The 21,861-nt window shown below is 67.8% G+C and carries 22 protein-coding genes and 4 pseudogenes; 11 read left to right on the top strand and 15 right to left on the bottom strand.

Features of this window, described 5'->3' with window-relative positions; genetic code table 11:
• Positions 1-2: 2 nt before the first annotated feature.
• The 4 genes from H4N64_RS23150 to H4N64_RS23135 all read right to left on the bottom strand — a co-directional run bounded on the left by H4N64_RS23150 (position 3) and on the right by H4N64_RS23135 (position 3,245).
• Positions 3-737, bottom strand: coding sequence for a siderophore-interacting protein (locus H4N64_RS23150; protein ID WP_186284314.1), 735 nt, complete (start codon positions 735-737; stop codon positions 3-5).
• A 24-nt stretch (positions 738-761) separates the two neighbouring features.
• On the bottom strand, positions 762-1,136 hold the full coding sequence (locus tag H4N64_RS23145) for a TetR-like C-terminal domain-containing protein (protein WP_186284313.1): 375 nt from the start codon (positions 1,134-1,136) through the stop codon (positions 762-764).
• Positions 1,137-1,284: 148 nt separating this feature from the next.
• Entirely contained in the window at positions 1,285-1,764 is a 480-nt protein-coding gene (locus tag H4N64_RS23140; protein WP_186284312.1) for a MaoC/PaaZ C-terminal domain-containing protein, read from the bottom strand.
• A gap of 56 nt (positions 1,765-1,820) precedes the next feature.
• Positions 1,821-3,245, bottom strand: coding sequence for a class II 3-deoxy-7-phosphoheptulonate synthase (locus H4N64_RS23135; protein WP_186284311.1), 1,425 nt, complete (start codon positions 3,243-3,245; stop codon positions 1,821-1,823).
• Between the two features lie 263 nt (positions 3,246-3,508).
• On the opposite strand from H4N64_RS23135, the gene H4N64_RS23130 reads away from it, so the two are divergent.
• The 5 genes and pseudogenes from H4N64_RS23130 to H4N64_RS23110 all read left to right on the top strand — a co-directional run.
• Entirely contained in the window at positions 3,509-5,101 is a 1,593-nt protein-coding gene (locus H4N64_RS23130; protein WP_186284310.1) for a 4-hydroxyphenylacetate 3-hydroxylase family protein, read from the top strand.
• A complete protein-coding gene (locus tag H4N64_RS23125; protein ID WP_186284309.1) occupies positions 5,098-5,652 on the top strand; it encodes a flavin reductase in 555 nt (184 codons plus the stop codon). Before H4N64_RS23130 ends, H4N64_RS23125 begins: the two co-directional genes overlap by 4 nt.
• Positions 5,653-5,692: 40 nt before the next feature.
• Positions 5,693-6,901, top strand: a complete 1,209-nt coding sequence (locus H4N64_RS23120; RefSeq protein WP_186284308.1) for an FAD-dependent monooxygenase — start codon at positions 5,693-5,695, stop codon at positions 6,899-6,901.
• A gap of 25 nt (positions 6,902-6,926) precedes the next feature.
• Positions 6,927-7,535, top strand: coding sequence for an acyltransferase (locus H4N64_RS23115; protein ID WP_222109293.1), 609 nt, complete (start codon positions 6,927-6,929; stop codon positions 7,533-7,535).
• A 149-nt stretch (positions 7,536-7,684) separates the two neighbouring features.
• Positions 7,685-7,869, top strand: a pseudogene (locus tag H4N64_RS23110) (chorismate synthase); the annotation flags it as partial.
• Positions 7,870-8,081: 212 nt separating this feature from the next.
• On the opposite strand, the gene H4N64_RS23105 reads toward H4N64_RS23110, so the two are convergent.
• Positions 8,082-8,645 carry a DinB family protein gene (locus H4N64_RS23105; protein ID WP_186284306.1) on the bottom strand — a complete coding sequence of 188 codons (564 nt, stop codon included), beginning with the start codon at positions 8,643-8,645 and terminating at the stop codon, positions 8,082-8,084.
• 278 nt (positions 8,646-8,923) lie between these two features.
• Here H4N64_RS23105 and H4N64_RS23100 point away from each other — a divergent pair.
• Positions 8,924-9,110 (top strand): annotated as a pseudogene (locus H4N64_RS23100) (chorismate synthase); the annotation flags it as partial.
• Between the two features lie 73 nt (positions 9,111-9,183).
• On the opposite strand, the pseudogene H4N64_RS23095 reads toward H4N64_RS23100, so the two are convergent.
• Both H4N64_RS23095 and H4N64_RS46825 read right to left on the bottom strand, forming a co-directional pair.
• Positions 9,184-9,712, bottom strand: a pseudogene (locus tag H4N64_RS23095) (alpha-ketoacid dehydrogenase subunit beta); the annotation flags it as partial.
• Entirely contained in the window at positions 9,663-10,007 is a 345-nt protein-coding gene (locus tag H4N64_RS46825) for a toxin-antitoxin system HicB family antitoxin (protein ID WP_186284305.1), read from the bottom strand. The gene H4N64_RS46825 and the pseudogene H4N64_RS23095, both read right to left, overlap by 50 nt.
• A gap of 17 nt (positions 10,008-10,024) precedes the next feature.
• Between H4N64_RS46825 and H4N64_RS23085 the strand changes: the two genes are divergently transcribed.
• The gene (locus H4N64_RS23085; RefSeq protein WP_186284304.1) at positions 10,025-11,326 is read left to right on the top strand and encodes an RNA-guided endonuclease TnpB family protein; all 1,302 of its coding nucleotides are present in this window, start codon (positions 10,025-10,027) and stop codon (positions 11,324-11,326) included.
• A 26-nt stretch (positions 11,327-11,352) separates the two neighbouring features.
• Here H4N64_RS23085 and pdhA read toward each other — a convergent pair whose 3' ends face one another.
• A complete protein-coding gene (gene pdhA / locus H4N64_RS23080; RefSeq protein ID WP_186284303.1) occupies positions 11,353-12,483 on the bottom strand; it encodes a pyruvate dehydrogenase (acetyl-transferring) E1 component subunit alpha in 1,131 nt (376 codons plus the stop codon).
• 286 nt (positions 12,484-12,769) lie between these two features.
• Here pdhA and H4N64_RS23075 point away from each other — a divergent pair, with 286 nt between their 5' ends.
• From H4N64_RS23075 to H4N64_RS23065, 3 genes are all read left to right on the top strand, one after another.
• Positions 12,770-13,537, top strand: a complete 768-nt coding sequence (locus tag H4N64_RS23075) for an AfsA-related hotdog domain-containing protein (protein WP_186284302.1) — start codon at positions 12,770-12,772, stop codon at positions 13,535-13,537.
• A gap of 79 nt (positions 13,538-13,616) precedes the next feature.
• On the top strand, positions 13,617-14,753 hold the full coding sequence (locus H4N64_RS23070) for a chorismate mutase (protein ID WP_186284301.1): 1,137 nt from the start codon (positions 13,617-13,619) through the stop codon (positions 14,751-14,753).
• Positions 14,729-15,352, top strand: coding sequence for a TetR/AcrR family transcriptional regulator (locus H4N64_RS23065; RefSeq protein WP_336246783.1), 624 nt, complete (start codon positions 14,729-14,731; stop codon positions 15,350-15,352). The genes H4N64_RS23070 and H4N64_RS23065 overlap by 25 nt, the downstream gene beginning before the upstream one ends.
• On the opposite strand, the gene H4N64_RS23060 is transcribed toward H4N64_RS23065, so the two are convergent.
• The 4 genes and pseudogenes from H4N64_RS23060 to H4N64_RS23045 all read right to left on the bottom strand — a co-directional run bounded on the left by H4N64_RS23060 (position 15,338) and on the right by H4N64_RS23045 (position 18,218).
• Positions 15,338-16,312, bottom strand: coding sequence for a LysR family transcriptional regulator (locus tag H4N64_RS23060; RefSeq protein ID WP_336246782.1), 975 nt, complete (start codon positions 16,310-16,312; stop codon positions 15,338-15,340). The two genes, H4N64_RS23065 and H4N64_RS23060, sit on opposite strands and share 15 nt — an antisense overlap.
• On the bottom strand, positions 16,309-17,526 hold the full coding sequence (locus H4N64_RS23055) for an MFS transporter (protein WP_222109291.1): 1,218 nt from the start codon (positions 17,524-17,526) through the stop codon (positions 16,309-16,311). Before H4N64_RS23055 ends, H4N64_RS23060 begins: the two co-directional genes overlap by 4 nt.
• Positions 17,527-17,647: 121 nt before the next feature.
• Positions 17,648-17,881 (bottom strand): annotated as a pseudogene (locus H4N64_RS45410) (O-methyltransferase); the annotation flags it as partial.
• 151 nt (positions 17,882-18,032) lie between these two features.
• A complete protein-coding gene (locus H4N64_RS23045) occupies positions 18,033-18,218 on the bottom strand; it encodes a hypothetical protein (RefSeq protein ID WP_186284298.1) in 186 nt (61 codons plus the stop codon).
• Positions 18,219-18,769: 551 nt separating this feature from the next.
• Here H4N64_RS23045 and H4N64_RS45405 point away from each other — a divergent pair.
• Positions 18,770-19,054 (top strand): response regulator transcription factor, encoded by a 285-nt coding sequence (locus H4N64_RS45405; RefSeq protein WP_260859894.1) that lies wholly within the window; start codon positions 18,770-18,772, stop codon positions 19,052-19,054.
• A gap of 92 nt (positions 19,055-19,146) precedes the next feature.
• Here H4N64_RS45405 and H4N64_RS23035 read toward each other — a convergent pair whose 3' ends face one another.
• The 3 genes from H4N64_RS23035 to H4N64_RS44480 form a co-directional block, all read right to left on the bottom strand.
• Positions 19,147-19,656 (bottom strand): TetR/AcrR family transcriptional regulator, encoded by a 510-nt coding sequence (locus H4N64_RS23035; RefSeq protein ID WP_418896285.1) that lies wholly within the window; start codon positions 19,654-19,656, stop codon positions 19,147-19,149.
• Positions 19,657-19,892: 236 nt separating this feature from the next.
• A complete protein-coding gene (locus H4N64_RS23030; RefSeq protein WP_336246781.1) occupies positions 19,893-21,038 on the bottom strand; it encodes an MFS transporter in 1,146 nt (381 codons plus the stop codon).
• A gap of 327 nt (positions 21,039-21,365) precedes the next feature.
• Positions 21,366-21,860 (bottom strand): recombinase zinc beta ribbon domain-containing protein, encoded by a 495-nt coding sequence (locus H4N64_RS44480; protein WP_222109289.1) that lies wholly within the window; start codon positions 21,858-21,860, stop codon positions 21,366-21,368.
• Position 21,861 lies beyond the last annotated feature (1 nt).

The raw sequence follows: 21,861 nt of genomic DNA, 5'->3' as shown, positions 1-21,861 counted from the left end.
CGTCAGTCCGAGGCCAGTGGGTCGCGATGATCCGCCTCGTCCCGTTTCCAGTAGCCCTTCGCGTAGGCGCGGTGACGGTCGAGGCCGATGCCTTCCAAGAAGTGGCGGCGGATGTCCCGGACGGCTCCGGACTCTCCCGCCGCCCACGCCGCGACACGCTCGTACGGCGGGACGGGGGCTTTGAGGACTGCATCCCGGAGGGCTTCTCCCTTCGGGACGCCCGCGGTGCGGTGTACCCACACAAGGTCCAGGTCGGCCTGCCATGACAGGTCGGCTTCGGCTTCGGGTCCCTCCACTTCCAGGTAGACGGCGCCCCGCATGCCACGCGGCAGGCTCTCGGCGATGGTGAGGACCGCGGGCTGGGCGCTCTCATCACCGGCCAGGAGATAGAACTCGGCTTCGGGGTCCGGGCGGAAGGCCCCCTTGGGGCCGCCGAAAGAGACCTCTTGACCCGGCGTGGCCGCTTCCGCCCAGCGCGCCGCTGGGCCGTTGCCATGCAGGACGAAGTCGATGTCGATGGTCTGTTTTGCCGAGGAGCAGTGGCGGACCGTGTAGGCGCGGCCCGCGGGCTGTCCATCGAGGGGATCGGTCACGAACAGCTTCACCCACTGGGTGGGCTCGTCGCAGTGGAAGGCCGACATGCCGGGCCCTCCCAAGGTGATGCGCGCCATGCGCGGGGCGATCCGGGAGACAGACTCCACCGTGGCGGCGAAGCGGGTCCGGCGTGCGCGGAACATGAAAGGTGGCCTTTCCGCGGGAGGTCAGTGGGATGGGCGAGCTACGGGGCGGGCGTCGGCGCGCGGCGAGGCGGGCCGGTCGGCGAGGGCGGCGGTCAGGTGTCTGACGAATCGGGGATCCATCGGCTGCCCTGTGGTGAAGGGCCGGTAGAAGACGGGGCCCACTGCCAGGTCGAGGAGTTGGTCGGCGTCGTGCCGGCTCAGAGCGGGGACCGGGGCGGAAGCGAAGGCGTCGGTCAGCCGTGCGCGGTCGTTCTGCGCCTGGCGCGCCGGCACCCGACCGCGCAGTGGCGTGGCGGTCGCCGGATCCTGCAGGGTGTGGCCGATGAGGGCGAACAACTGGGGTGCCGTTTGGGGGAGTTCGGCGCCCGACCGTGGTGCGCTGCGCTGCTCGTCCATGGCGTGACCTCCTCGTTGCGATGGCACAGCCGGCCTCGGGAAGGACGGGGGTGGCATTCCCGAGGCCGACTGGGAAGAAGATTAGACGCAACGGTGCGTCTGGTCAACGGAAGGGCTGGCGTTCTGGGCTGCCGCACGCGCAGCCGGATCAGGAACGGGCGGTTTGGACTCCGGACGCCGTGCCAACGGCCTGCGCACAGCCGAACAGCAGCCGTGTGCGCATCCGGTACACCGGTTCGTCGCGCTCGTTGACCGCCTCGACGAGGAAGCGGACCGTCCCCGTGCCCGGCCGCCTGGGGTGGAGCGAGGCGTCCTCCACCGTCGCCTTTCCGCGCAGTTCGTCCCCCGGGCGTACGGGGCTCAGGAAACGAACCTCGTCCATGCCGTAGGAGCCCTGGCAGGCGGAGTCCGCGAGCAGGGCGCGCACGAACTGGCCCATGATCACGGCTCCGGTGTGCCAGCCGCTGGCCACGAGCCCGCCGAAGGGGGAGCGACGGGCGGCCTCGGGATCCAGATGGAAGGGCATGGGGTCGAAAGAGCGCGCGTACGTGATGATGTCGTCGGTCGTGAGCCGGGTGGCCCCCAACTCGTAGGTGCTGCCGGGTGGAAAGTGCTCGAAGTGCCGCACGGTTCCTGACCTCCTGCGTGGAAGGGCTCCTTGAGATGTCCTGGGGAAGGCGGTGCTCAGGCGAGGGACGGCACGTAGTCCGCGCGTGTGGGCACGGCCTCCGGATGGTGGGTGGCGGGTTCCGGGCGGGGCGGGGTGAGGCGGCGCTTCTCGGCGCTGTACCACTCGGCGACCCGGAAGGCCAGATCCATTGACTGGCCGCGGTTGAGACGTGGATCGCAGGCGGTCTCATAGCGCAGATGCAGGTGGTCGGAGCAGACTTCGCTGCCGCCGCCCACGCACTCGGTGACGTCCTCGCCCGTCAACTCCACGTGCACGCCACCGGGGTGAGTGCCCAGTGCTCTGTGGACCTCGAAGAATCCGGTGATCTCGTCGAGGATGTCGTCGAAGCGCCGGGTCTTGTGCCCGCTCGGCGCCGTGAACGTGTTCCCGTGCATGGGGTCGCACGCCCACACCACGTCCGCGCCGGTCCCGCGCACGGCCTCGACGAGGCCGTGCAGCCGGTCGCGTACCCGGCCACGGCCCATCCGCGAGATGAACGTCAACCGGCCGGGCGTGCGGTGTGGATCCAGCAGGTCGATCAGCGCCCGTACGTCGTCCGGGTCGGCGTCGGGCCCCAGCTTGACGCCGATGGGGTTGCTCACCTCGGAGGCGAACGCGACGTGCGCACCGTCCAGTTGACGGGTTCGCTCGCCGATCCACAGCATGTGACCCGACAGGGCGTACCGACGTCCCGTGTCGGGGTCCGTACGCACGAGCGCGGACTCGTAGTCGAGGAGCAGCGCTTCGTGGCTGGCGAACACCTCGGTGGTGCGCAGGGTGGAAGTGTTCATGCCGCAGGCGCGGATGAAGCCGAGCGCCCGGTCGATCTCGTCCGCGAGCCGTTCGTAGCGGCGGCATGCCGGGGACAGCGCCACGAAGTCGCGGTTCCACTCGTGTACCTGGTCCAGGTCGGCGTGGCCTCCGGCGGTCAGCGCCCGCAGCAGATTGAGGGTCGCGGCGGACGCGTGGTAGACGCGCTGGAGCCGGGCTGGGTCGGGGGTGCGCGAACGGGTGGTGAAATCAAGCCCGTTGACGGCATCGCCGCGGTACGAGGGCAGGGTGACCCCGTCCCGGGTCTCGGTGGGCTGGGAGCGGGGTTTGGCGTACTGGCCGGCGAGACGGCCGACCTTGACCACGGGGACGGCCGCCGCGTAGGTGAGCACGGCGGCCATCTGGAGCAGGACCTCCAGCTTGTTGCGGACGGATTCCGCGCTCACCGAGTCCAGTGTCTCTGCGCAGTCACCGCCCTGCAGCAGGAAGGCCTCGCCGCGCGCCACCTCGCCGAGGCGGTCCAGGAGCGTGTCGCACTCCCGCGCGAACACCAGGGGCGGCGCGGCCGACAGGGCCGACACCGTCGAGCGTAGCGCCGCGCGATCGGGCCAGTCCGGCTGCTGTGCTGCGGGCAGGGCCCGCCATGATTCGCGATTCGAATGTTCCACGGAGAAAACCTCAACGCCTTCTTTTCCAAGGGCCGGGCACCGGGTTGCAGTTACCGTGCGGCGCAGCCTGGCACGGGCGGACGAGGGGCGGGCAGTGGGTCGTTGAGGCTAGAAGGGCGGATCTAATACGCGGGTACTAGCCCCAGCGGCCGACTGTCGAGGGCGGTCCGCCTCCTGAAGGATTTCGGTGGGCGCAAGGGGCCACACAGGAAGTCCGGCGCCCTGCCGCTACCAGACGACCGGCCTCGAAAGGTGATCCCCGTATGAGCAGCACCGCCAACCCGCCCGGGACCGTGACCCGCCCGCAGACCGGGGACGAATATCTGCAGAGCCTGCGCGACGGCCGCGAAGTGCGGATCTACGGTGAGCGGGTGGAGGACGTGACCACGCATCCCGCGTTCCGGAACAACGCGCGCATGGTGGCCCGGCTCTACGACGCGCTGCATGACCCCGAGCGCAACAGCAAGCTGGTCGTTCCCACGGACACCGGCAACGGAGGGTTCACCCACCCCTACTTCAAGGCGCCCTACACCTCCGGGGACTTGAGGGCGTCCGCGCGCGCCATGGAGGAGTGGGCGCGCATGACGTACGGCTGGCTCGGCCGAACCCCGGACTTCAAGGCCGCGTTCCTTTCCACGCTGGGATCCAACAAGGAGCACTACGCGCCGTTCGAGGACAATGCATCCGCCTGGTACCGCAAGGCGCAGGAAAACGTCCTGTTCATCGGCCACGGCATCGTCAACCCGCCGATCGACCGTAACCGGGGGCTCACCGAGCTCAGGGACGTGATGCTGACGGTGGACCGCGAGACGGACGCCGGACTGGTCGTCTCCGGGGCCAAGGTGGTGGGCACGGGCGCGGCGCTGACCCAGCACATCTTCATCGGCAGCTACGGGCGCATCCCCGACGGAGCCAAGGACTTCTCCGCGTACTTCATCGTGCCGACCAACAGCCCGGGCCTGAAAATCATCTCCCGGCCGTCGTACGAGTTCTCCGCGGCCACTGTCAGCAGCCCTTTCGACCAGCCGCTCAGCAGCCGCTTCGACGAGAACGACGGGATCCTGGTGTTCGACCAGGTGCTCATTCCGTGGGAGAACGTCTTCTGCTACGACGTGGACAAGGCGAACAACTTCTTTTACGGCTCCGGGTTCTTCTACCGGGCCATGTTCCACGCCTGCGTCCGATTCGCCGTGAAGATGGACTTCATGACCGGGCTCCTCGCCAAGGGCCTTGAGACGACGGGCACTTCGGAGTTCCGTGGGGTACAGAGCCGGCTCGGCGAGATCCTCGCCTATCGCAACATGTTCTGGGCCCTGGTGGACTCCATGGCCGAGAATCCGACCAAGTGGCCCGACGGAACCGTCACTCCGAACGGCGAGACGGCTCTTGCCTTCCGTGTCCTGTCCTCCTCCATCTTCCCCAAGGTCCGCGAGATCTTCCTGCGGGACCTGGGCAGTGCCCTGATCTACAACAACTCCCACGCCAGCGACTGGGCGAACCCCGAGATCCGGCCCTACCTGGACAAGTACGTCCGTGGTCTCGGCGTCGAGGCGATCGACCGTGTCAAGCTCATGAAGCTGGCCTGGGACGCCGTCGGTACCGAGTTCGGTGCCCGATGGGAGCTGTACGAGATGAACTACGCGGGCAACCACGAGCAGATCCGCTTCGAGGCGCTCCATGCCCAGCAGGCGTCAGGGCGGTTCGACCAGTACAAGCAACTCGTCGACCAGTGTCTGTCGGAGTACGACGAGAACGGCTGGAAGGTCCCGGACCTCGTCAACCCCGAGGACACCACCGTGATAGGCGGCCGCATGCCGGCCCCGGTCTCGTTGGGCGCGGCCGAGGCCACACGGTGAGGACGCCCGCGACGCCCACCGGACCGCCCGCGCCGTCCGAGGGTGCCGATGCTCTGGACGAGCGTCAACTGAGGTACATCCTGGGGCAGTTCGTGACCGGTGTGTGCGCGGTGTCGACACGGTTCGAGACCTCGTCCGGGCCCCGCCACGACGCCATCGCGGTGAACTCGTTCACCTCGGTGTCCCTCGATCCACCCCTCGTGTCGATGTGTCTGCGGGACGACTCCACCTTCCTGGAGCGGGTGCGTACGACGGGCCAGTGGGCTGTCTCGTTCCTGGGGAACCAGTCGCGTGCCCTGGTCGGCGTACTCACGGCGCCGGCCATGCAGCGCCCTCCCGTCGAGGAGGCCGCACAGTGGGCCGTCGGACCGCACACCGGATGCCTGGTTCTCCCCGAGGGCCCCGGAACCCTCGAATGCGCCCTGCACCTGACCCAGCGCCTCGGCGACCACGTGCTCGTGGTCGGGCGGGTGCTCGGTGCCGCATCCCGCGACGACGCGCCGCTGGTCTTCCACCGCGGCACGTTCACCGAAGTCGCGCCGCCGCATTGACCACGCACATCCCCATCAGCGAGCACGGAGAGGAGAAACCATGGCGGGGAGGCGCCCGTACGTGGCGGTCGTGGGCGGCGGTATCGGCGGTCTGGCCGCTGCCATCGGACTGCGGCGGCGGGGCATCGAGGTGAAGGTCCATGAGCAGTCGAGGGAGGTGGCGCACCAAGGGGCCGGTATCGCCGTCGGCGCCAACGGGCACAGGGTGCTACGGGAGTTGGGAGTCGCCCAGCGTCTGAAGGGATCGGCGGTCGAGCCGGTACGCGCCGACTTCCGGCATTGGCGATCGGGCCGGTGCATGGTGTCGCACCCGCTGACCGGCGCGTACGAGGAAAGGTTCAAGGCCCCCTTCTGGACCGTGGAGAGGGCCGCGGTCCAAGAAGCTCTCCTGGGCGAACTGGGCGCCGAGCACGTGCGCCTGGGAGCGCGCTGCACCGAGGTCGAGAGAACGGAACGCGGTGCCGTGATCCGTTTCGAGGACGGCACCGAAGACGAGGCCGACGCGGTGATCGGGGCCGACGGCATCCATTCGGTGGTGCGCCACAGCCTCTTCGGCCCCGAGGATGCCGTGTTCTCGGGCACCAGCGGATACCGGGCCCTGATCCCCATGGAACGGCTGAGGCATGTCCCTCAGCTCGCCGAGCAGGTGCTGTGGCTCTGGCTCGGTCCCGGCAGGCACTTCATCGCCTATCCCGTGGCGGGTGGCAGCGCCCTGAACTTCCTGGCCGTCGTCCCCGACCGTGACTGGACGATCGAGTCGTGGTCCACGCAGGGCGAGACGGCCGAACTGCTGGCGGCCTTCGAAGGCTGGCATCCCTTCGTCACCGAGATCCTTGCGGCCTGCGAGCGACCGGGACGCTGGGCTCTGTACGACCGGGAACCGCAGCGCACCTGGAGTGCGGGCGCGGTGACGCTGCTCGGTGACGCCGCCCACGCGATGCTGCCGCACCATGGCCAGGGCGCGAACCAGGCGCTGGAGGACGCGGTGGTCCTCGCACACCTCCTCGGCGACGTGGATGCCGACGGGGCCGAGGCGGCGCTGCGCGCGTACGAGCAGGTGCGCCGGCCGCGCACCCGGCTGCTGCAGGCCGGTTCCCGCAAGAACGCCGGCTGCTTCCAGCTGCCCGACGGGCCCGAGGCGCAGGCCCGCAATGTCCGGCTGGCCACCCTGCCCGACGACCTTGCCTGGATCCACGGGCACGACGCCGTCGGCCGGCTGGGGTCCGCCTCGGCCCCGGCTCCTGCCTGACAGCCGACGAATGGTGAGAGGAACCATGGCAAGGATCTATTCCTTCGAAGGAAACGTACCCGTCGTGCACCCCACGGCCTTCGTCCATCCGGACGCCGTCCTGATCGGCTCCGTCGACATCGGGCCGGGCTGCTACGTCGGTCCCCTCGCGAGCCTGCGGGGCGACTTCGGGCACATCGAACTGAGAGAGGGCTCCAACGTGCAGGACGGCTGCGTTCTGCACTGCTTCCCCGGAGCAGACACGGTCGTCGAGGAGGACGGCCATGTGGGACACGGCAGCGTGCTGCACGGATGCCGGGTGGGCCGAGACAGCCTCATCGGCATCAAGTCGGTGCTGATGGACGGTGTGGTGGTGGGGCGACAGGCATTCGTCGGTGCCGGCAGCTTCGTCAAGAGCGGCTTCCACATCCCGCAACGGCACCTCGTCCTGGGGAGCCCGGCCAAGGTGGCCCGGGAGCTCACAGCGGACGAGGTCGCCTGGAAGGGCAACGGCACAGTGCAGTACCAGAAGCTGGCGCAACGCTGCCTGACGGGACTTCACCCGGCAACGGCGTTGACCGAGCGCGTGGCTGCCGACACCACGGCGGTTGCCGAGCCCGAGCACGTCACCCTGCACGAATTCCGGTCCCGCTGAGGGCTGGGCGGCCACGGACCGCGTCCTGCGGCTGCTGGTGTTCTCCATATCCTCGTCGACTTCGATGCGTAATTCGATGCCTGGGCGTGCGTTGTGTGTCCCCGAGTTGAACCGGCTGCTTCCCGCCCACCCGATTCCGAGGAGCACCGTTGAGCAGGTTGCGCTGGCTGACCGCGGGGGAGTCGCACGGACCGCACTGGTGGCGATGCTGGAGAGGACGCCCGCGGGGATCCCGGTGACGACGCGGATGGTGGCGGACCACCTGGCGCGGCGGTGCCTGGGTTATGGCCGCGGGGCGCGGATGAAGTTCGAGCGGGACGAGGTCACGTTCCTGGCCGAAGCTGCGCCATCTTGAAGTAGCTGACCAGGGTGGTGGCGTGAGGGTCGTTCGGGGCGCTCGTGCTGGTGGTGGGCGGCAGTCTGAGATGTAGATCGTCTGGCAGAGTTGGTTTTGCAAAGAGGGCGCAGCTTCGCTGAAGCTCGCAACCACGGAGCGTCACGGAGTCCACGTAGGTTTCCGAAGCTCGATCGCCGGTTACCGGAAAGTCATATTCGGCGCGGTACGGCTCCGTCCTGCCAGCGGTAGAGGTCGCGCAGCAGGGAAATCTCGGCGCCGTGATGGATCAGCTCCCTGTTGACGTGCAGGACCCTGTTCTCCATGGGAAACCGCTCGGGACCCACCGTGGGCGGATGGTCCAGGTCAGCGTCCGAGAGTTCGCGGACCCCCGCGTTCCATCTCCCATACATCTCATCGAGCTGTTTTAGCGCCTCGTCAGCGGTCCCCGCGTAGGCGAATGTCTGGGAGTCGACGTCCTGGCCGCCGAAGTACCATCCGACCCGATAGCCCAGGCAGGAGACGATGATGTGCGCCAGCCGCCAGGCAATCGTGGTCACCGGCGCCGGCGCCGGGGCAGGGGACGCGGAGTCCATCGTCCATTCCCCCGAACCTTCCGACATCGGTGCGGCCGACGTGCCACGTGGGCGGATGCTCCAGCAGCCGCGCACCGGCTCCCAGAAGTACTCCTCATCGGTAAGACCGTCCAGCCGCGGCCGCAGGTTTTTGTGCCAGTACCAGTCCAGCTGCTCCGCGAGCCGCTCGCTTCTTGTCATTGCCGCACACTACATACGACGGAGACCTGGCTGCGACCCTCGCGGACGCGGTCGCCGGCCGTGGGCCGCGAGAGCGTACCGCACCGGGAGATGACGGTGGGGGCTGATGTGCCCTTCGGGCCGCGCCGCCGCGAGCGGCTGTTTGACGTTAACAACCCGGCTGGCTGGGGTGGGTTCAATGGCCCCAATGTGACAGCCTCGACCGATGACATGACGGATGATCAAGACCACAGACTCCCGCCCGAGATCAGCAAGAGTATCCCGAGCGAGCGCAACACGACACTCTGGGCGGTGTGGTGGAAGTGCAGGCCTACCGGGTGCCGGTCGGGGTCGGCTCGCATGTGCACCGGGACCGGCGCCTGGCGCTCGCCTCGCGGCGGCGCTGATGGGCATTCAGGCGATGAAAGGTGTCAAGGTCGAGGCTTCCACCTGACCCGTGTACCCGGCTCGCAGGCGCACGACGAGACCCCGCCGCGCTGCGCGAACGCGGCGTCGAGCACCTCGCCCAGGGCGGGCAGCGCGGCCGAGCGGTCGATCTCTCCCTTGGACCAGTACAGCCGCTTGGGCTCCAGGAAGATGACGGGATCGTCCGAGGCGATGGCAGCACGCAGGAGACCGTACGCGTCGGCGACCGTGGCGGGCGTGACGACGTGGAGGCCGGGTGTGTGCGTGTAGTACGCCTCCGAAGCGTCGCTGTGATGCTCCACGCCGCCGATGCCGCCGCCGTAAGGGATGCGGATGGTCAGCGGCATCGGCAGCGCGCCGCGCGTCCGGTTGCGCATCTTCGCGACGTGGCTGACGAGTTGCTCGAATGCGGGATAAGCGAAGGCATCGAACTGCATCTCCACGACGGGCCGCAGTCCATACATGGCCATGCCGACTGCCGTCCCCAGGATGCCCGCCTCGGCGAGGGGGGTATCGGCGACCCGACGGTCGCCGAATGCCGCGGCAAGACCATCGGTGACGCGGAACACGCCGCCGAGCGTGCCGATGTCCTCGCCCAGCAGATGGACCCGGTCATCGTCGGTCAGGGCGTCGTGCAACGCCCGATTGAGCGCCTTGGACATCGTCACCTGCTCGACGGCGGCCGCGTTGCCGACGGCCCGAGCGACGGTCAGATCCACCTTTCTTTCCGGGTAGGGTGCCCGGTCCTTTGCGGCCGGGGTGCATGCCCGCTCTCGCGTAGCGGGGCGGGGGACGCCGAATCGCCGCCAGAGCGATTCGGCGTCTCGGGCGAGGTGGTGTTGAGGCCGGCCTCAGGCAGGTGTAACACCTCGGAGTTGGGGGAGGCCGGTCCGCGGTGGCTTGTTCGGTCAGCCGCTTGTGCAGGTCTTCGGGGATGCGCAACGTGAACTTGAGCACGCCGCTAGAGTGGCGGCGTGTCACGCTTCCGGCTGTATCCGTCGCCCGCGCAGGCCGAGCAGATGCTCACGCACTGCGCGCACGCCCGGTACGTCTGGAACCTGGCCGTCGAGCAGCACGCGCACTGGGACCGGTGGCGCAAGTCCGCGCCCGGTTTCGCGGAGCAGTGCCGCCAGCTCACCGAGGCCCGGCGGGAGAACGAGTGGCTGGGCTCCGGGAACGCGGACGTGCAGCAGCAGGCGCTCAAGGATTTCGCCAAGGCCAAGAACGCCAGGTTCACGTCTGGGTTCGGTGAGCCGACCTGGCGCAGGAAGTTCCGTCATGAGGGTTTCCGGGTCATCGGCACCGACCGCGTGCCCGAGTACAGCGAGGACGGGTCGCCGAAGCTGAACGCCAAGACCGGCAAGCAGGTCCTGGGGCGGTCGGTGGTCGTGCAGAAGCTCAACCGCAGGTGGGCTCAGGTCAAGGTGCCCGGCTGCGGCTGGGTCCGCTTCCGCCTCAGCATCAAGGGCAAGGGTGCGAAGCTGCCCGATGCGAAGACGTTCCGGGTCACCTTCCGCAACGGGCAGTGGCACATTGCCTTCGCCGTCATCCCGGGCCCGGCTCCTGCGTCCGGCACGGGAGAGGTCATCGGCATCGACCGGGGCGTCACGATCACCGCTGCACTGTCGGATGGCCGTACCCTGAACTGCCCGCAGCTCACCGTCAAGGAACGCGCCCGGATCCGTAAGCACGAGCGGCGCGCAGCACGGGCGAAGAAGAACAGCCCGCAGAAGGCGGCCGAGTACGCGAAGGTCGCCAAGCTCAGGGCGCGGGAGGCGAACCGGCGTAAGGACTGGTGCGAGAAGACCAGCACCCTGCTCGCCGGCTCGTACGACCTGATCCGGTTCGAGAAGCTGAACATCAAGAACATGACCCGCTCGGCGAAGGGAACTATCGAGCAGCCCGGCAAGCACGTGGCGCAGAAGTCCGGCCTGAACCGGTCGATCCTCGCCCAGGGTTGGGGTCTGCTGCGTCAGCGCACCGAGCACAAGGCCCCCGGCCGGGTCGAGGACGTTCCCGCCCCCTACACCTCCCTGCGGTGCAGCGCCTGCGGATGGATCGAGAAGAAGTCGCGCAAGAGCCAAGCCGACTTCGTCTGCGTGTCCTGCGGGTTCACCTGCAACGCGGATGGGAACGCAGCAGTCAACGTCGCGGCAGGACAGGGCGGGATTCCCCGCCCCCGGCGCTCAGCCGGTGCCGGAGGGGTGACAACGGCCACCGGCCGTTCGAGCGCCCGTGAACCTCAACCCACCTGGGTTGGAATCCCCCTCTCTTGAAGAGGGGGAGGATGTCAATGTGGCAGTCACTGGCCCTCCCCCCTGGCGGAGCCGTCGCGCACACTCTGTGCCGCATCCAACTCCTGTGCCAGCAGGGCACGTTGCTCTTCAAGCTGAGGGGTCCGCCGGGCGTATACGTGGTCGAACAGGTCCAGTGGGTCAGGGGACGGATCCGTGGCGAACCGACTGCGCAGGTCCTCCGCCATGTCTTCGGCTTCCTGCCGGATCCGGTCCACCCCGGCGTCGTCCAGAAGTCCGCGCTCGCGCAGATGCTGTTCCATGCGGGTGACCGGGTCCCTACGGTTCCAGAACTCCACTTCGGCCGCGTCGCGGTAACGGGTGGCGTCATCGGCGTTCGTGTGTGCGTCGATGCGATACGTCACCGCTTCGACGAGGGTCGGCCCGCCGCCTTCACGAGCGCGCTCAGCGGCCCGGCGCACCTCGCGGTACACGACTGCCGCGTCGTTCCCGTCGACCAGGACACCCGGCATGCCGTAACCGATCGCTTTGTGAGCAAGGCTGGGCGCGGCACTCTGTTTGCTGAGCGGTACGGAGATCGCGTAGCCGTTGTTCTGGACGAAGAAGACCACGGGAGCTTTGTAGACCGCAGCGAAGTTCAGCGCCTCGTGGAAGTCGCCCTCACTGGTGCCACCGTCGCCGACCATCGCCAGAACGACGAGGTCGTCCCTGTGCAGAGCTGCGGCGTGCGCAAGGCCTACCGCATGCGGGGTCTGCGTGGCCAGGGGAGTGCTCAAGGGGGCTACGCGATGGGCGCGCGGATCGTAGCCGCTGTGCCAGTCGCCCCGCAGAAGTGTCAGTACCTCCACGGGGTCGACGCCCCGGACCAGCAGGGCCAATGTGTCCCGGTAGGTGGGGAAGATCCAGTCCTGCCGGTCCAGGGCCAGGACAGCGCCCGCCTCGCAGGCTTCCTGCCCGGTCGTCGACGGGTAGACCGCCAGCCGGCCCTGCTTGGTCAGTGCGGTCGCCTGGAGGTTGTAGCGGCGGCCCCGGACCAGTTGCCGGTACAGCTCGAGCAGGACAGCGGCATCGAGGGACTCCGTGCCGGACACGTCGTCGATGAGGCTCAGAGGCTCCGCTGAAGGCAGCATCGCCGCCACGCCGACCTCGTCGACACCTGGCGGATCAAGAACTGTCATGTGGATGAGGCTCCTTCGGCCGGGTCAGTAGGGGCGCCGTGTTCCCGCACCAGCATTCGCGGCGGACAGAAGCCGCGGCAGTCGGCCGATACGGCTAGTACCTCGGCTCTAGCCTCCGCTCCCGTGCACCCTTTGACGGCTCACCGGACCGCCGCTAGAACTCGGGGACTAGACAGGTGGTTCTACTGCCAACTGGCGACTACCGGCGCGGTGGCGCGGACTCCACGCTGGACGGACCCGTCCGCGACTGTGCAAAGTCGCGGCTCTCCCAGCCAGGAGGATGTCCATGAGCAGTGCAGTCACCTCCCGACTCGTCGTCGGCGACCGCTTCCGCGACTTCGCCGAGGCCGTCGGCGCCGAGACCCTCTCGGGCCTGACCCGTTCACTCGACGCGGGCGACCTGGACACGCTCCAGGGGCCGGTGCACGTGGTCACCGGGCAGGGCATCGGGGAGTTCGAACTCTCCTACCTCCGCGACGCGATCACGCGTCGGCAGTTGGACGACCGCGTCGTGCTGGTGCACTCCACCGCGTTACCCGCACGTCGGCAGGAACTGCACAAGGCCCGCGAGGACAACGTCCTGATCGCCGGTCTCACGCAGGCCGACGACCGTACGTACGAGGCTCAGCTGCGGTTGCACGACCACAACGAACTCCTCGTCGACGTGCAGGACCGGGTGCATGTACAGGGCATGGTGGCGATCGAAGCGGCCCGCCAGATGTTCCTCGCGGTCATCGAGCACTACTTCACCGCACGCTGGCCGCAGCAGCGCTACTACATCGTGCTCAACTCCATGAACACGACGTTCTCGAACTTCCTCTTCCCCGTGGGCGCCACGCTGCGGCTGACGGTGGACGAGGCCGACCTGTCGGAGCCCAGCCGGCTTACCGTACGTACGACGGTGGAACTGGAGCAGGCGGGGCGTGCCGCCGCTGCGGTGACCATCGACGCGGCGGCCTTCGCCCCCGGGCTGCTGGAGGAGAAGGAGCTGCGGCGGGCCAAGGGGGCTGTGGCGAGCGCGGTGGACACGGCTCTCGCGACCGCAACCGTCTGACGTGAAACTGCCGGTACAGGACACGAAGGCGCCCCTCACAGCGGTACAGCTCTGCCACAGCGGGCGGAGGTTCGCCTACTTGGGGCCGGAAGGAACCTTCACCGAGCAGGCCCTGCGCTCGCTCCCGGAGGCCGGCGGGTCCTCGCTGCTGGCGGCCGCGACGGCCGCACAGGCCCTGGCGCATGTGTGGCGTGGAGCCGCCGAGGCCGCCATGCTGCCGGTGCACAACACGGTGGCCGGACCGGTCCCGGACACCTTGCGCGCGCTCGTGGAGTCACCGGCACCGGTTGTGGTGAGGGAAGTCGTGCTTGATGTCGAGTTCGCGCTGCTGGTGCGACCGGGTACGCCGCTGTCGCGGGTCCGTACGGTCAGTGGGCATCCCCACGCGGGGACGCAGGTACGTCGCTGGCTCAGCAGCCATGTCCCGCACGCACGGTGGATCGCGGCGCCGTCCAACGCCGAGGGCGCACGCCGGGTCAAGGACGGCGAGTGCGACGCCGCGGTGGCCGGACTCTTCGCCGCGGCGCGCTACGGCCTGGAGGCTGCCGGCACCGGGATACAGGACAGTTCCGGTGCCGCGACGCGCTTCCTGCTCTGTGCGCACCGCGGCGCCGCGCGGATCCCGGTTCCCGGCTGCGCCCACCGGACCTCCCTGATCGGCCGCTTCCCGAGCCGGTCGGATCAACTCACTGTGCACCTGCAGAAATTGAAGAAGCACCCTTTCCTGCAGGAGGTTTCCCTGAACGTCGTCCACGACGGCCCGGACAGCCGCTTGCTCCTCGCTGACTGCCCGGGCCGCATGGACCGGCCGGAGACCGCGCGCGCCGTCGGTCTCCTGCAGCTGAGCCTGCCGGGGCTCCGATCCCTGGGGTCGTACGCCTCGGCACATCACGTGATGTCCCCGTCCGAACGGAGCAGGATCATGACCGGCAAAGCCACCGCGGAAGCCGACGTGTCCGTGGAGCCCGCGCCCGGGGACGTCACCCGGCTGAGGGAAAAGATCGACGCCCTGGACCAATCACTCATCGGCGCGCTCCAGCAGCGGTTGACGGCGTCCAAGGAGATCCAGCGTCTGCGCATGGGCGATGGCGGTGCACGGATCGACTCCGGGCGCGAGCATGCGATACGCGACCGGTACACGCAGACCCTCGGTGACGGCGGGGGTGCGGTCGCGGACGCCGTACTCGAGATGTGCCGGGGGCAGGCTTCGAGGTGAGCCGGCCACCGAGGACGGCACAGCAGTCGTCCGGTCTCCGTCGCGGTCGTGAGGGTGTCCTCGCGGCCGCGACGGCCTTGTTCCGCACCCGGGGCTACGACGCCACGAGCATGGGCGACATAGCCGAACACGCCGGCGTGACCAAGGCCGCCCTGTATCGCCACGTCAGCAGCAAAGCGGAGTTGCTGCATGCCGTCACCGGGCCGATGCGGGCGGCTGTGCTCACCTTGCTGGGCAGCAGTGCGCAGGCACGGGACCGGGGCGTCGACATGCTCGCCGGACTCCTGCGCGGGCTGGCCGACGTGGCGGCGGACGACCCGGCCGGGCATGCCCTGCTGTGGGCGACGCGCGGCACACCAGCGGGTGACGACCGGGACTCGGCGTGCCGCGAAGCGGTGTTCCGGCGGCTGGTCGACCTGCTCGAGCAGGCCGTTGCGGAGGGCGACATACGCGACGACATCGCGCCCCGGCTCATCGCCCGACTGCTCCTTGGCGCCGTGGCGGGGGCGAACTGTCTCCCGGGCGAGCCGGTATCCCCCTCGCGTTCTGCGGTCGATGCCCTGTTCGGTGGTCTGCGGCCGACGTCAGTGGCCGGATGAGGCCCGCGGGAGCGCGGACCGTATGGCCTGCCTGAGCCAGACGTGCACCGGTTCGGTCTCGTGCCGGGGGTGCCACGCCTGACAGATGCTGATGGGCTCGGTCTCGACCGGAAGGTCGAACACCTCGATGCTCACGGACTTCTGCGCGCTGACCGCGAGCGAGCGGGGCATCGCGGTGACGAAGTCGGTCAAGGGGAGCATCAAAAGGGCCTCACCGTAGTCGGGCACTGAGGCGATGACATCCCGGCGCAGCCCGAGTTCGCGCAGGCCGACATCGATGGGTCCGGTCATACGGCCCTTGCGCGACACACTGACATGCCGTGCCGCGGCGAACGTCCTGGCGGTCACCTCGCCGGACAGGATGGGGTGACCGGTTCGGGCCACGCCCACGAACTCGTCCCGGAAGAGCGGCTCGATGCACAGCTCCGGAGAGGGCTCGTCGATGATGCCGACTTCGATGTCCACCGCGCCCTCCCGCAGTGGTGCGTTGCCATGGCTGCTCTCGGCGGTGAACTTGAAGCGTGCCAGGGGTACCTCCTGAATCGCCCGGCGCAGCAGGGCCGGTGAGAGAACAGCCGCGTAGGCCTCGTCCGCGACGATGGTGAGGGTCCGGCTGACCTGGGTGAGGTCCTCAGGCTGGTGCGGGGTGAGGATGTCCTCGGCCGCGCGCATCAGCGCGCGGACCTTCGGCTGAAGCTCCAGTGCTCTGGGCGTGGGGACCAGGCCACGGCCGGCCCGGACCAGTACGGGATCGCCGAGAGCTCGCCGGATCTTGGACAAGGCCCGGCTCATGGCGGGCGGCGAGAGCGCCAGCCGCTCAGCCGCACCGGTGACGCTGCCCTCCTGCAGCAAGGCGTCCAGAGCCGGCAGCAGCCGCATGTCCACCTGCCGTGCCAGCAGGGTGGACATCTCCTCGCTCCAGTCACTGTGCGCGGGGCTTCCGGCATCGGTCGCAGTCACTGCTTCTCCCGAGAAGTGTTCTGCTCGCTGACGGGCCGACGCAGCCACAGCGCGACCAGGAGCGAGGCGAGCAACAGAATGACCCCGACCACGCGCAACGACTCGGCCATGCCCGTGGTGAAGGCCTCGCGGATCTGCGCGGAGAGACGATCCGCCGAGGCGGCGCCGGGACGTTCGACACTGCCCAGTTCAGCGAACCGGGCGTTGAGCAGCGTACCGAAGACGGCGAAGCCCAGAGCCCCGCCGATCTTACGACTGAAGCTGTTGATGCCCGAGCCCACTCCGGCCTGGTGCGCGGGCGGGGAAGTGATGACGGCCTGGGACAGCGGCGGGTTGGACAGTCCCGACCCGACGCCGACCACGATGATGCACGCCGCGTACAGGACGTAGGGCGTCGAAGGGCCGCACAAGGAGAAGAGCCCGAGTCCCGCGACCACGACGAGGAGCCCGCAGGCGACGACCGGACGTGAGCCGTAGCGGTCGGCCAGCCGCGCGGACCGCGGGGAGACCAGGAAGATCACCACGGCCAGCGGCGCGGTACCGAGCCCTGCCAGAGCTGCTGGATAACCCTTCACATTCATCAGGTACTGGCCGTTGAGACAGAACACCGAGTACATCGCGATGAAGGACACGACGATGCCGAGCGTCCCGGCTCGCATTCCGGGATGACGGAACACCCTTGGGTCGAGGAGCGGTTGTTCCCGGCGGATCTCGTATCGGACAAAGAAGGTCAGAAAGTACAGTCCCGCAATGAATGCCATCAGAACGGCCGGGGAAGTCCGGCCGAGTTCGGTTCCCTCGATGATGCCGAAGAGCAGCGCGAAGACCGAGACGACGAGGATGAGCACTCCGCGCACGTCGACGGAATGGTGGTGCCGGTCGACACGGGGCAGGAATTTCGCGGCTACGAAGAGGCCGAGCGCGGCAAGAGGGGCGGCAACAGCAAACAGGGCCTGCCAGTCGAAGAATTGGAGAACGACGCCGCCCACCATGTTGCCGGCCACCCCGCCGCCTCCGCTCAACGCGGTCCACAGCGCCACGGCATGACCGCGCCGGCACAGGAGCGCCCCTTTGCGCCCGAAGCGGTCGCCGATGGCGCCACTGGGGATCAGAAGACAGCCGAAGACGATCAGGTAGCTGTCCACGATCCACAGCACCTGTGTCGCGGTCGGTTGCAGCGCGCTCGTGGCCAGTCGGCCGACGGCCAGATTCACAGGTGGAGAGTTCCAGCCCCTGCCCGTCGGTGATGCCGACGGAGACGTAACCGTTGGCGGAGTCGCGGACGTAGTCGAGGTATGGACGGGCAGCGGCTGCGAACTTCTCGGTGTCGTCCGCGTGCACCAGGGAACCGGGACGCAGCCGGGGTTCCGCCGCCTTGAGTACATCGAGATAGAAATCTGCCCACCCGTCCAGGTAGAGAAAATCGATCTGCTCCGCGAACGTGGAGAGCACGTCCACGGCTTCCCCTTCGATCACGTCGGCCTGCTCGGCTACCCCAGCAGATTTCAGATGCTCTCGTGCGGCCTCGCATTTCTCTTTGTGAAGATCCACCGCGCACGCATACGGCATGCGGCTGATATTCCCCGGCGCTGCATAGTATCCTCTGGAGCATGCTTCCATCATATCCTCCGCTGTCCACGGGGATACCCGGCTGCGGATCTTTTCGAGGAGTTTCGGCTGTTCCGTCTCGTCTACTCGCTGCTGTTCTTTGAGGATTCTTTCAAGAACGTTCCGGGTCTGGGTGGAGAAAAGGGTGGACGTCATGGTTATGTGTTCCTTCTGGGGTCAGCGGGTTGGTTCTGCCAATGGCTTCCGAATTCACCTTGATAAAGAGCTGGATCAGGATGAGTCCCGATGTCATGGTGATGGAGAGCAGATCGATGGCATGGATGCCGAACCCGCTCATGATGATGAGGGTCGATCCGTACGCGCACAGGAGCACGGCCAGGGCGAGGACCCCGGCCGAGGTGATGTGCAGGCCGCGCGCGGTCTCTGACCAGCGGAGCAGGTCGATGATGCTGCCGCAGAGGAAGAGAGTGAAAGCGGTGAGAGCGGCGACCTTTGCCGCCCGAGAAAAATAGGTAGCCAGCTAAGTAGATCCAGTACGTGCTGCGCCGTTCTCGATTGAAGAGCATCAGCTCACCTCCCCGTAGGGGATAAGTGGTACGGCGGAAGACTTTAGCTTCCTCTATCCACTCTAGGGTGCCGGGAGCAGGTTAATCCAGTGCTTTCTATGCACCATACACTTTCAGTAAGTGGAATCGGTGATTCCTTGACGTTCAGTTCAGCTTGCAACTATTTCCTGTGATGTAACCCACGTTTGAACGGATTGCTTGAGCCTGGACTATATGATGATGTCATAAGGCGTAATCGTTGACGAGGCGACAGTGCGGGCAATGGTGCTCACGCATGTGCGCTTGGTGAGCGAGCAATGATCTTTGCGTAACAGGGGGATACATGTCTCTGAGGAAGTCTCTGATACCTCGTCCGACTTCCGAGGGAGTTTCTACTGCTCGAGACCTCAGAAACGGGGCGTCCGCCCCTGTTCTCACCCCCAGGGAGCGACAGGTGCTGGACGGGATCAAGGAAGGCTATTCAAACAGGATGGTCGGAAGGTTACTTGGTATTTCTGAGCGCACCGTAAAAGTCCACCTGCATTCAATTTTCATCAAGCTGGGCGCCAATTCACGTACGGAGGCCGTCATCGCGGGGATCCGGAACGGCTCCATAAGCCTGCACTGACGGTTGCATGCGAGTGGCCCCCGACGTATGTGTCGGGGGCCACTCGCATGCAACCGTCAACGTTGGCCGGCGGGGTGCCGGGACAGACGGTTTCAGGCTTCAGGTTCAGTGGAGGTGAACTCGTGCGCCAGCGTGAGGACGAGCCGGGCCGTGGTGTTCACGAGCTCCTTGTCGATCGGCTTGCCGAACACCAGAACCCGGTAGTACAGCGGCCCGAGCAGCAGATCCACGAGGTGGTCGACAAGCCGGTCGTCGACGGTGGCGGGGGCAAGGGCACGCGTGAGGAGCGCGCCCAGGCCGGCGATGTCGCGCTCGCGCTGTTCCCGCAGGAAACCGCCACGCAGCGAGGCGGCGGTTTCCTTGTCCAACTGGGCATGCCCGAGCAGAGCCTGCATCACCTGGCCGGCGGGTTCTGCGAAGAAGTCGGCCACGCGCTGAAGGTGGTCCGTGAGGTCGTCCTCGGGGCTGCCTTGCCCGGTACGCCACTCCAACGCCTCGCGGGCATCGTCGGTGAGTGTGTCGAGGAGGATGTCGACCTTCGACTTCCACCAGCGGTAGATCGTCTGCTTGGCCACGCCGGCGCGCTGGGCGATGCCTTCGATGGTCAGGGCGGCGAATCCCCGCTCGACCAGGAGGTCGTCCGCGGCGTGGAGGACCGCGAGCCGGACGCTCTCGCTGCGTCGAGGGCCGGTTCGGCTGATGACGGGGTGCTGGTCGCAGGCCGGTTGGGGTTTCCGCGTGGCGCTGATGGTTCTTTCACCTTTCGGGCTTCGAGTTGTATGGGTCCCTCAATTGTGGCAGGGCCGGGTTCACCGAGATGCGAGGCGTGCGAACCGGCTCATGCGGCCTTCTTGGCCGGACGTACCAGGCTGAGCAGTACGCCGAGTGCGAGCGCGGCCACCACGGCGCTGAACGTCTCGCCTGCGGGGCGCAGACTGGTCTGGCGGATCAGGACGCCGACGCCGATGGCGGGCACCGCGAGCATCGAGTACAGGATGGCGAAGAAGGTGGAGATAGACGCGCCCCGGTGCTGTGGCGCGCTGCGCGTGGTGATGCTGCCGATGCCGTGGCCGACCGCGATGCCCGTCGCGAGGCCGTTCACAGCAGCGCCGGCGAGCAAAGGTGTCAGGGTGCTGGTGGCCATGGCCGCGGCGATCAGGGCGGCGGCGGCGATCAGGCCCAGGCAGGCCACGGGCAGCGCGGTGCTGGGCCTGAGCGTACGGACCAGGAGCTGACCGAATGCCGTGCAGGCGAAGGCGATGAAGACCACTAGCCCGGTCAGAGAGTGGCTGGACTCGTTCAGCACGGTCCCCAGGAACAGCCCCGTCACGGCGGTCAGTACCCCGAGTACGGCGAATCCGGCACCGCCGGCCATGGCCGAACGCAGGAAGTCCGAGCGGATCTCGGCGGGAACGTGCAGGGGCTGGAACTGAAGCGAGAAGCCAGAACGGTGCTCTGAACTCTCACCATGCAGCAGGACGCCGAGCGCGCCGATGGCGGCGAGGACGAGCATGACGACCCAGGGTGTACGCAGCGGGGACGGCGCGAGATCGGCCAGGATTCCCGCCAGGAGGGTGCCGCATGCGAGGCCGCCCATGTTCGCGAACAGGGCGAGGGTGGCGGGCTTGACCCGGCTGTTCTGTCCGAGCCGTTCCGCGAGGGAGGCGGTGGCCGCACCGGTGACGAGGGCTGCTGAGAAGCCTGAGACAACCCGCGCGATAAGCATCGCCGCGACGTTCTGCGCCAGTATGAAAGCGACCGCGGCGCATACGGACAACAAGGTTGCGGCGATCAGTACCGGACGCCGTCCCACCTGGTCGGAGAGCCGCCCGAAGGCGAGCAGGCCGACCACGACGCCGAGGGCGTAGACGGCGAAGACCACGGTGACGGTGAACGGGGTGAAGCCGAAGGCGTCTCCGTAGAGCGGGTAGAGCGGTGTGGGTGCCGTAGTGCCCGCCATGGTGATCCAGAAGGCGAAGGCCACGCTGAATACGGCGAGACCGCTGCCGCGAGCCCTTGTCGAGGAGCCTGCCGGGCTGACGGCGCGGACGGTCGAGTTCCCCACTGAAGTGGCCTCTCGTGAGTGTGGATGTGGAGCGAGCAACGGGAGGGAGACACAAGACGAGACTTACCGTTGCGTCTAATCACCAAGATTAGACTAGTCGTCGCGTCTATTCAAGGCCTCCATGCCTGGGTGCGACTCACCGGCGAGGGGCAGCTCCCTGGTCTTGCCTGTGTCCGGCGGACGTGCTCGGCGGTGCGTCGGCGGAAGGGTGCAGGACGAGCCGTGCGTAGCCAGTCGCCCCCCGCGTTACTGCTCGGCCTTCTCGACGGCCTGCAGGGAGACTTCAAGGGTCGCGGGTGCCATGGCGGCGAGGAGGGCTTTGGCGACGTAGCCGTCCAGGCAGGTGCTCGACAACTGCTGGCACTGCCGGCCGCCGTAGTCGGCCTTGAGGCGGTCGCACTCGTACTTGGGCCACAGCTTGCCGCCCCGGCCGCGCTGGTAGTGCACGGTCATGCGGGTGCCGCAGAGTCCGCACCAGATCACACCGGCCAGCAGCGCCGGTCCGTCGCGCACCGCTCCCATACTCGCCGAGCGTGCCCGGTTCGCCTCGATCCTGGCGAGGTTGCGTTCGTGCCGACCGGTGTCGATATAGGCGGGCAGCCCCCCAGGCAGGTAGACCAGCCATTCCTCACGCGGGCGACGAACCCGGCCGGTGAACGGGCGGCCTGACAGGCGGCGGCGCGGATCGGTGCGGCTGCGCCCATAGACGAACACCCCGGCATAGGCCGGGTGCCGGAGCATG

The sequence above is a fragment of the Streptomyces cupreus genome, assembly GCF_014257025.1.
Lineage (GTDB): Bacteria > Actinomycetota > Actinomycetes > Streptomycetales > Streptomycetaceae > Streptomyces > Streptomyces cupreus.
This window is presented reverse-complemented; position numbering and strand designations above follow the sequence as displayed.

Coding starts and splice junctions, on each gene's coding strand:
- H4N64_RS23075 (WP_186284302.1), top strand. CDS start 12,770: ATGAGCAGTGCAGTCACCTCCCGACTCGTCGTCGGCGACCGCTTCCGC.
- H4N64_RS23145 (WP_186284313.1), bottom strand. CDS start 1,136: ATGGACGAGCAGCGCAGCGCACCACGGTCGGGCGCCGAACTCCCCCAA.
- H4N64_RS23120 (WP_186284308.1), top strand. CDS start 5,693: ATGGCGGGGAGGCGCCCGTACGTGGCGGTCGTGGGCGGCGGTATCGGC.
- H4N64_RS23150 (WP_186284314.1), bottom strand. CDS start 737: ATGTTCCGCGCACGCCGGACCCGCTTCGCCGCCACGGTGGAGTCTGTC.
- H4N64_RS23130 (WP_186284310.1), top strand. CDS start 3,509: ATGAGCAGCACCGCCAACCCGCCCGGGACCGTGACCCGCCCGCAGACC.
- H4N64_RS23115 (WP_222109293.1), top strand. CDS start 6,927: ATGGCAAGGATCTATTCCTTCGAAGGAAACGTACCCGTCGTGCACCCC.
- pdhA (WP_186284303.1), bottom strand. CDS start 12,483: ATGACAGTTCTTGATCCGCCAGGTGTCGACGAGGTCGGCGTGGCGGCG.
- H4N64_RS23105 (WP_186284306.1), bottom strand. CDS start 8,645: ATGACAAGAAGCGAGCGGCTCGCGGAGCAGCTGGACTGGTACTGGCAC.
- H4N64_RS23045 (WP_186284298.1), bottom strand. CDS start 18,218: ATGAGCGGGTTCGGCATCCATGCCATCGATCTGCTCTCCATCACCATG.
- H4N64_RS45405 (WP_260859894.1), top strand. CDS start 18,770: ATGTCTCTGAGGAAGTCTCTGATACCTCGTCCGACTTCCGAGGGAGTT.
- H4N64_RS44480 (WP_222109289.1), bottom strand. CDS start 21,860: ATGCTCCGGCACCCGGCCTATGCCGGGGTGTTCGTCTATGGGCGCAGC.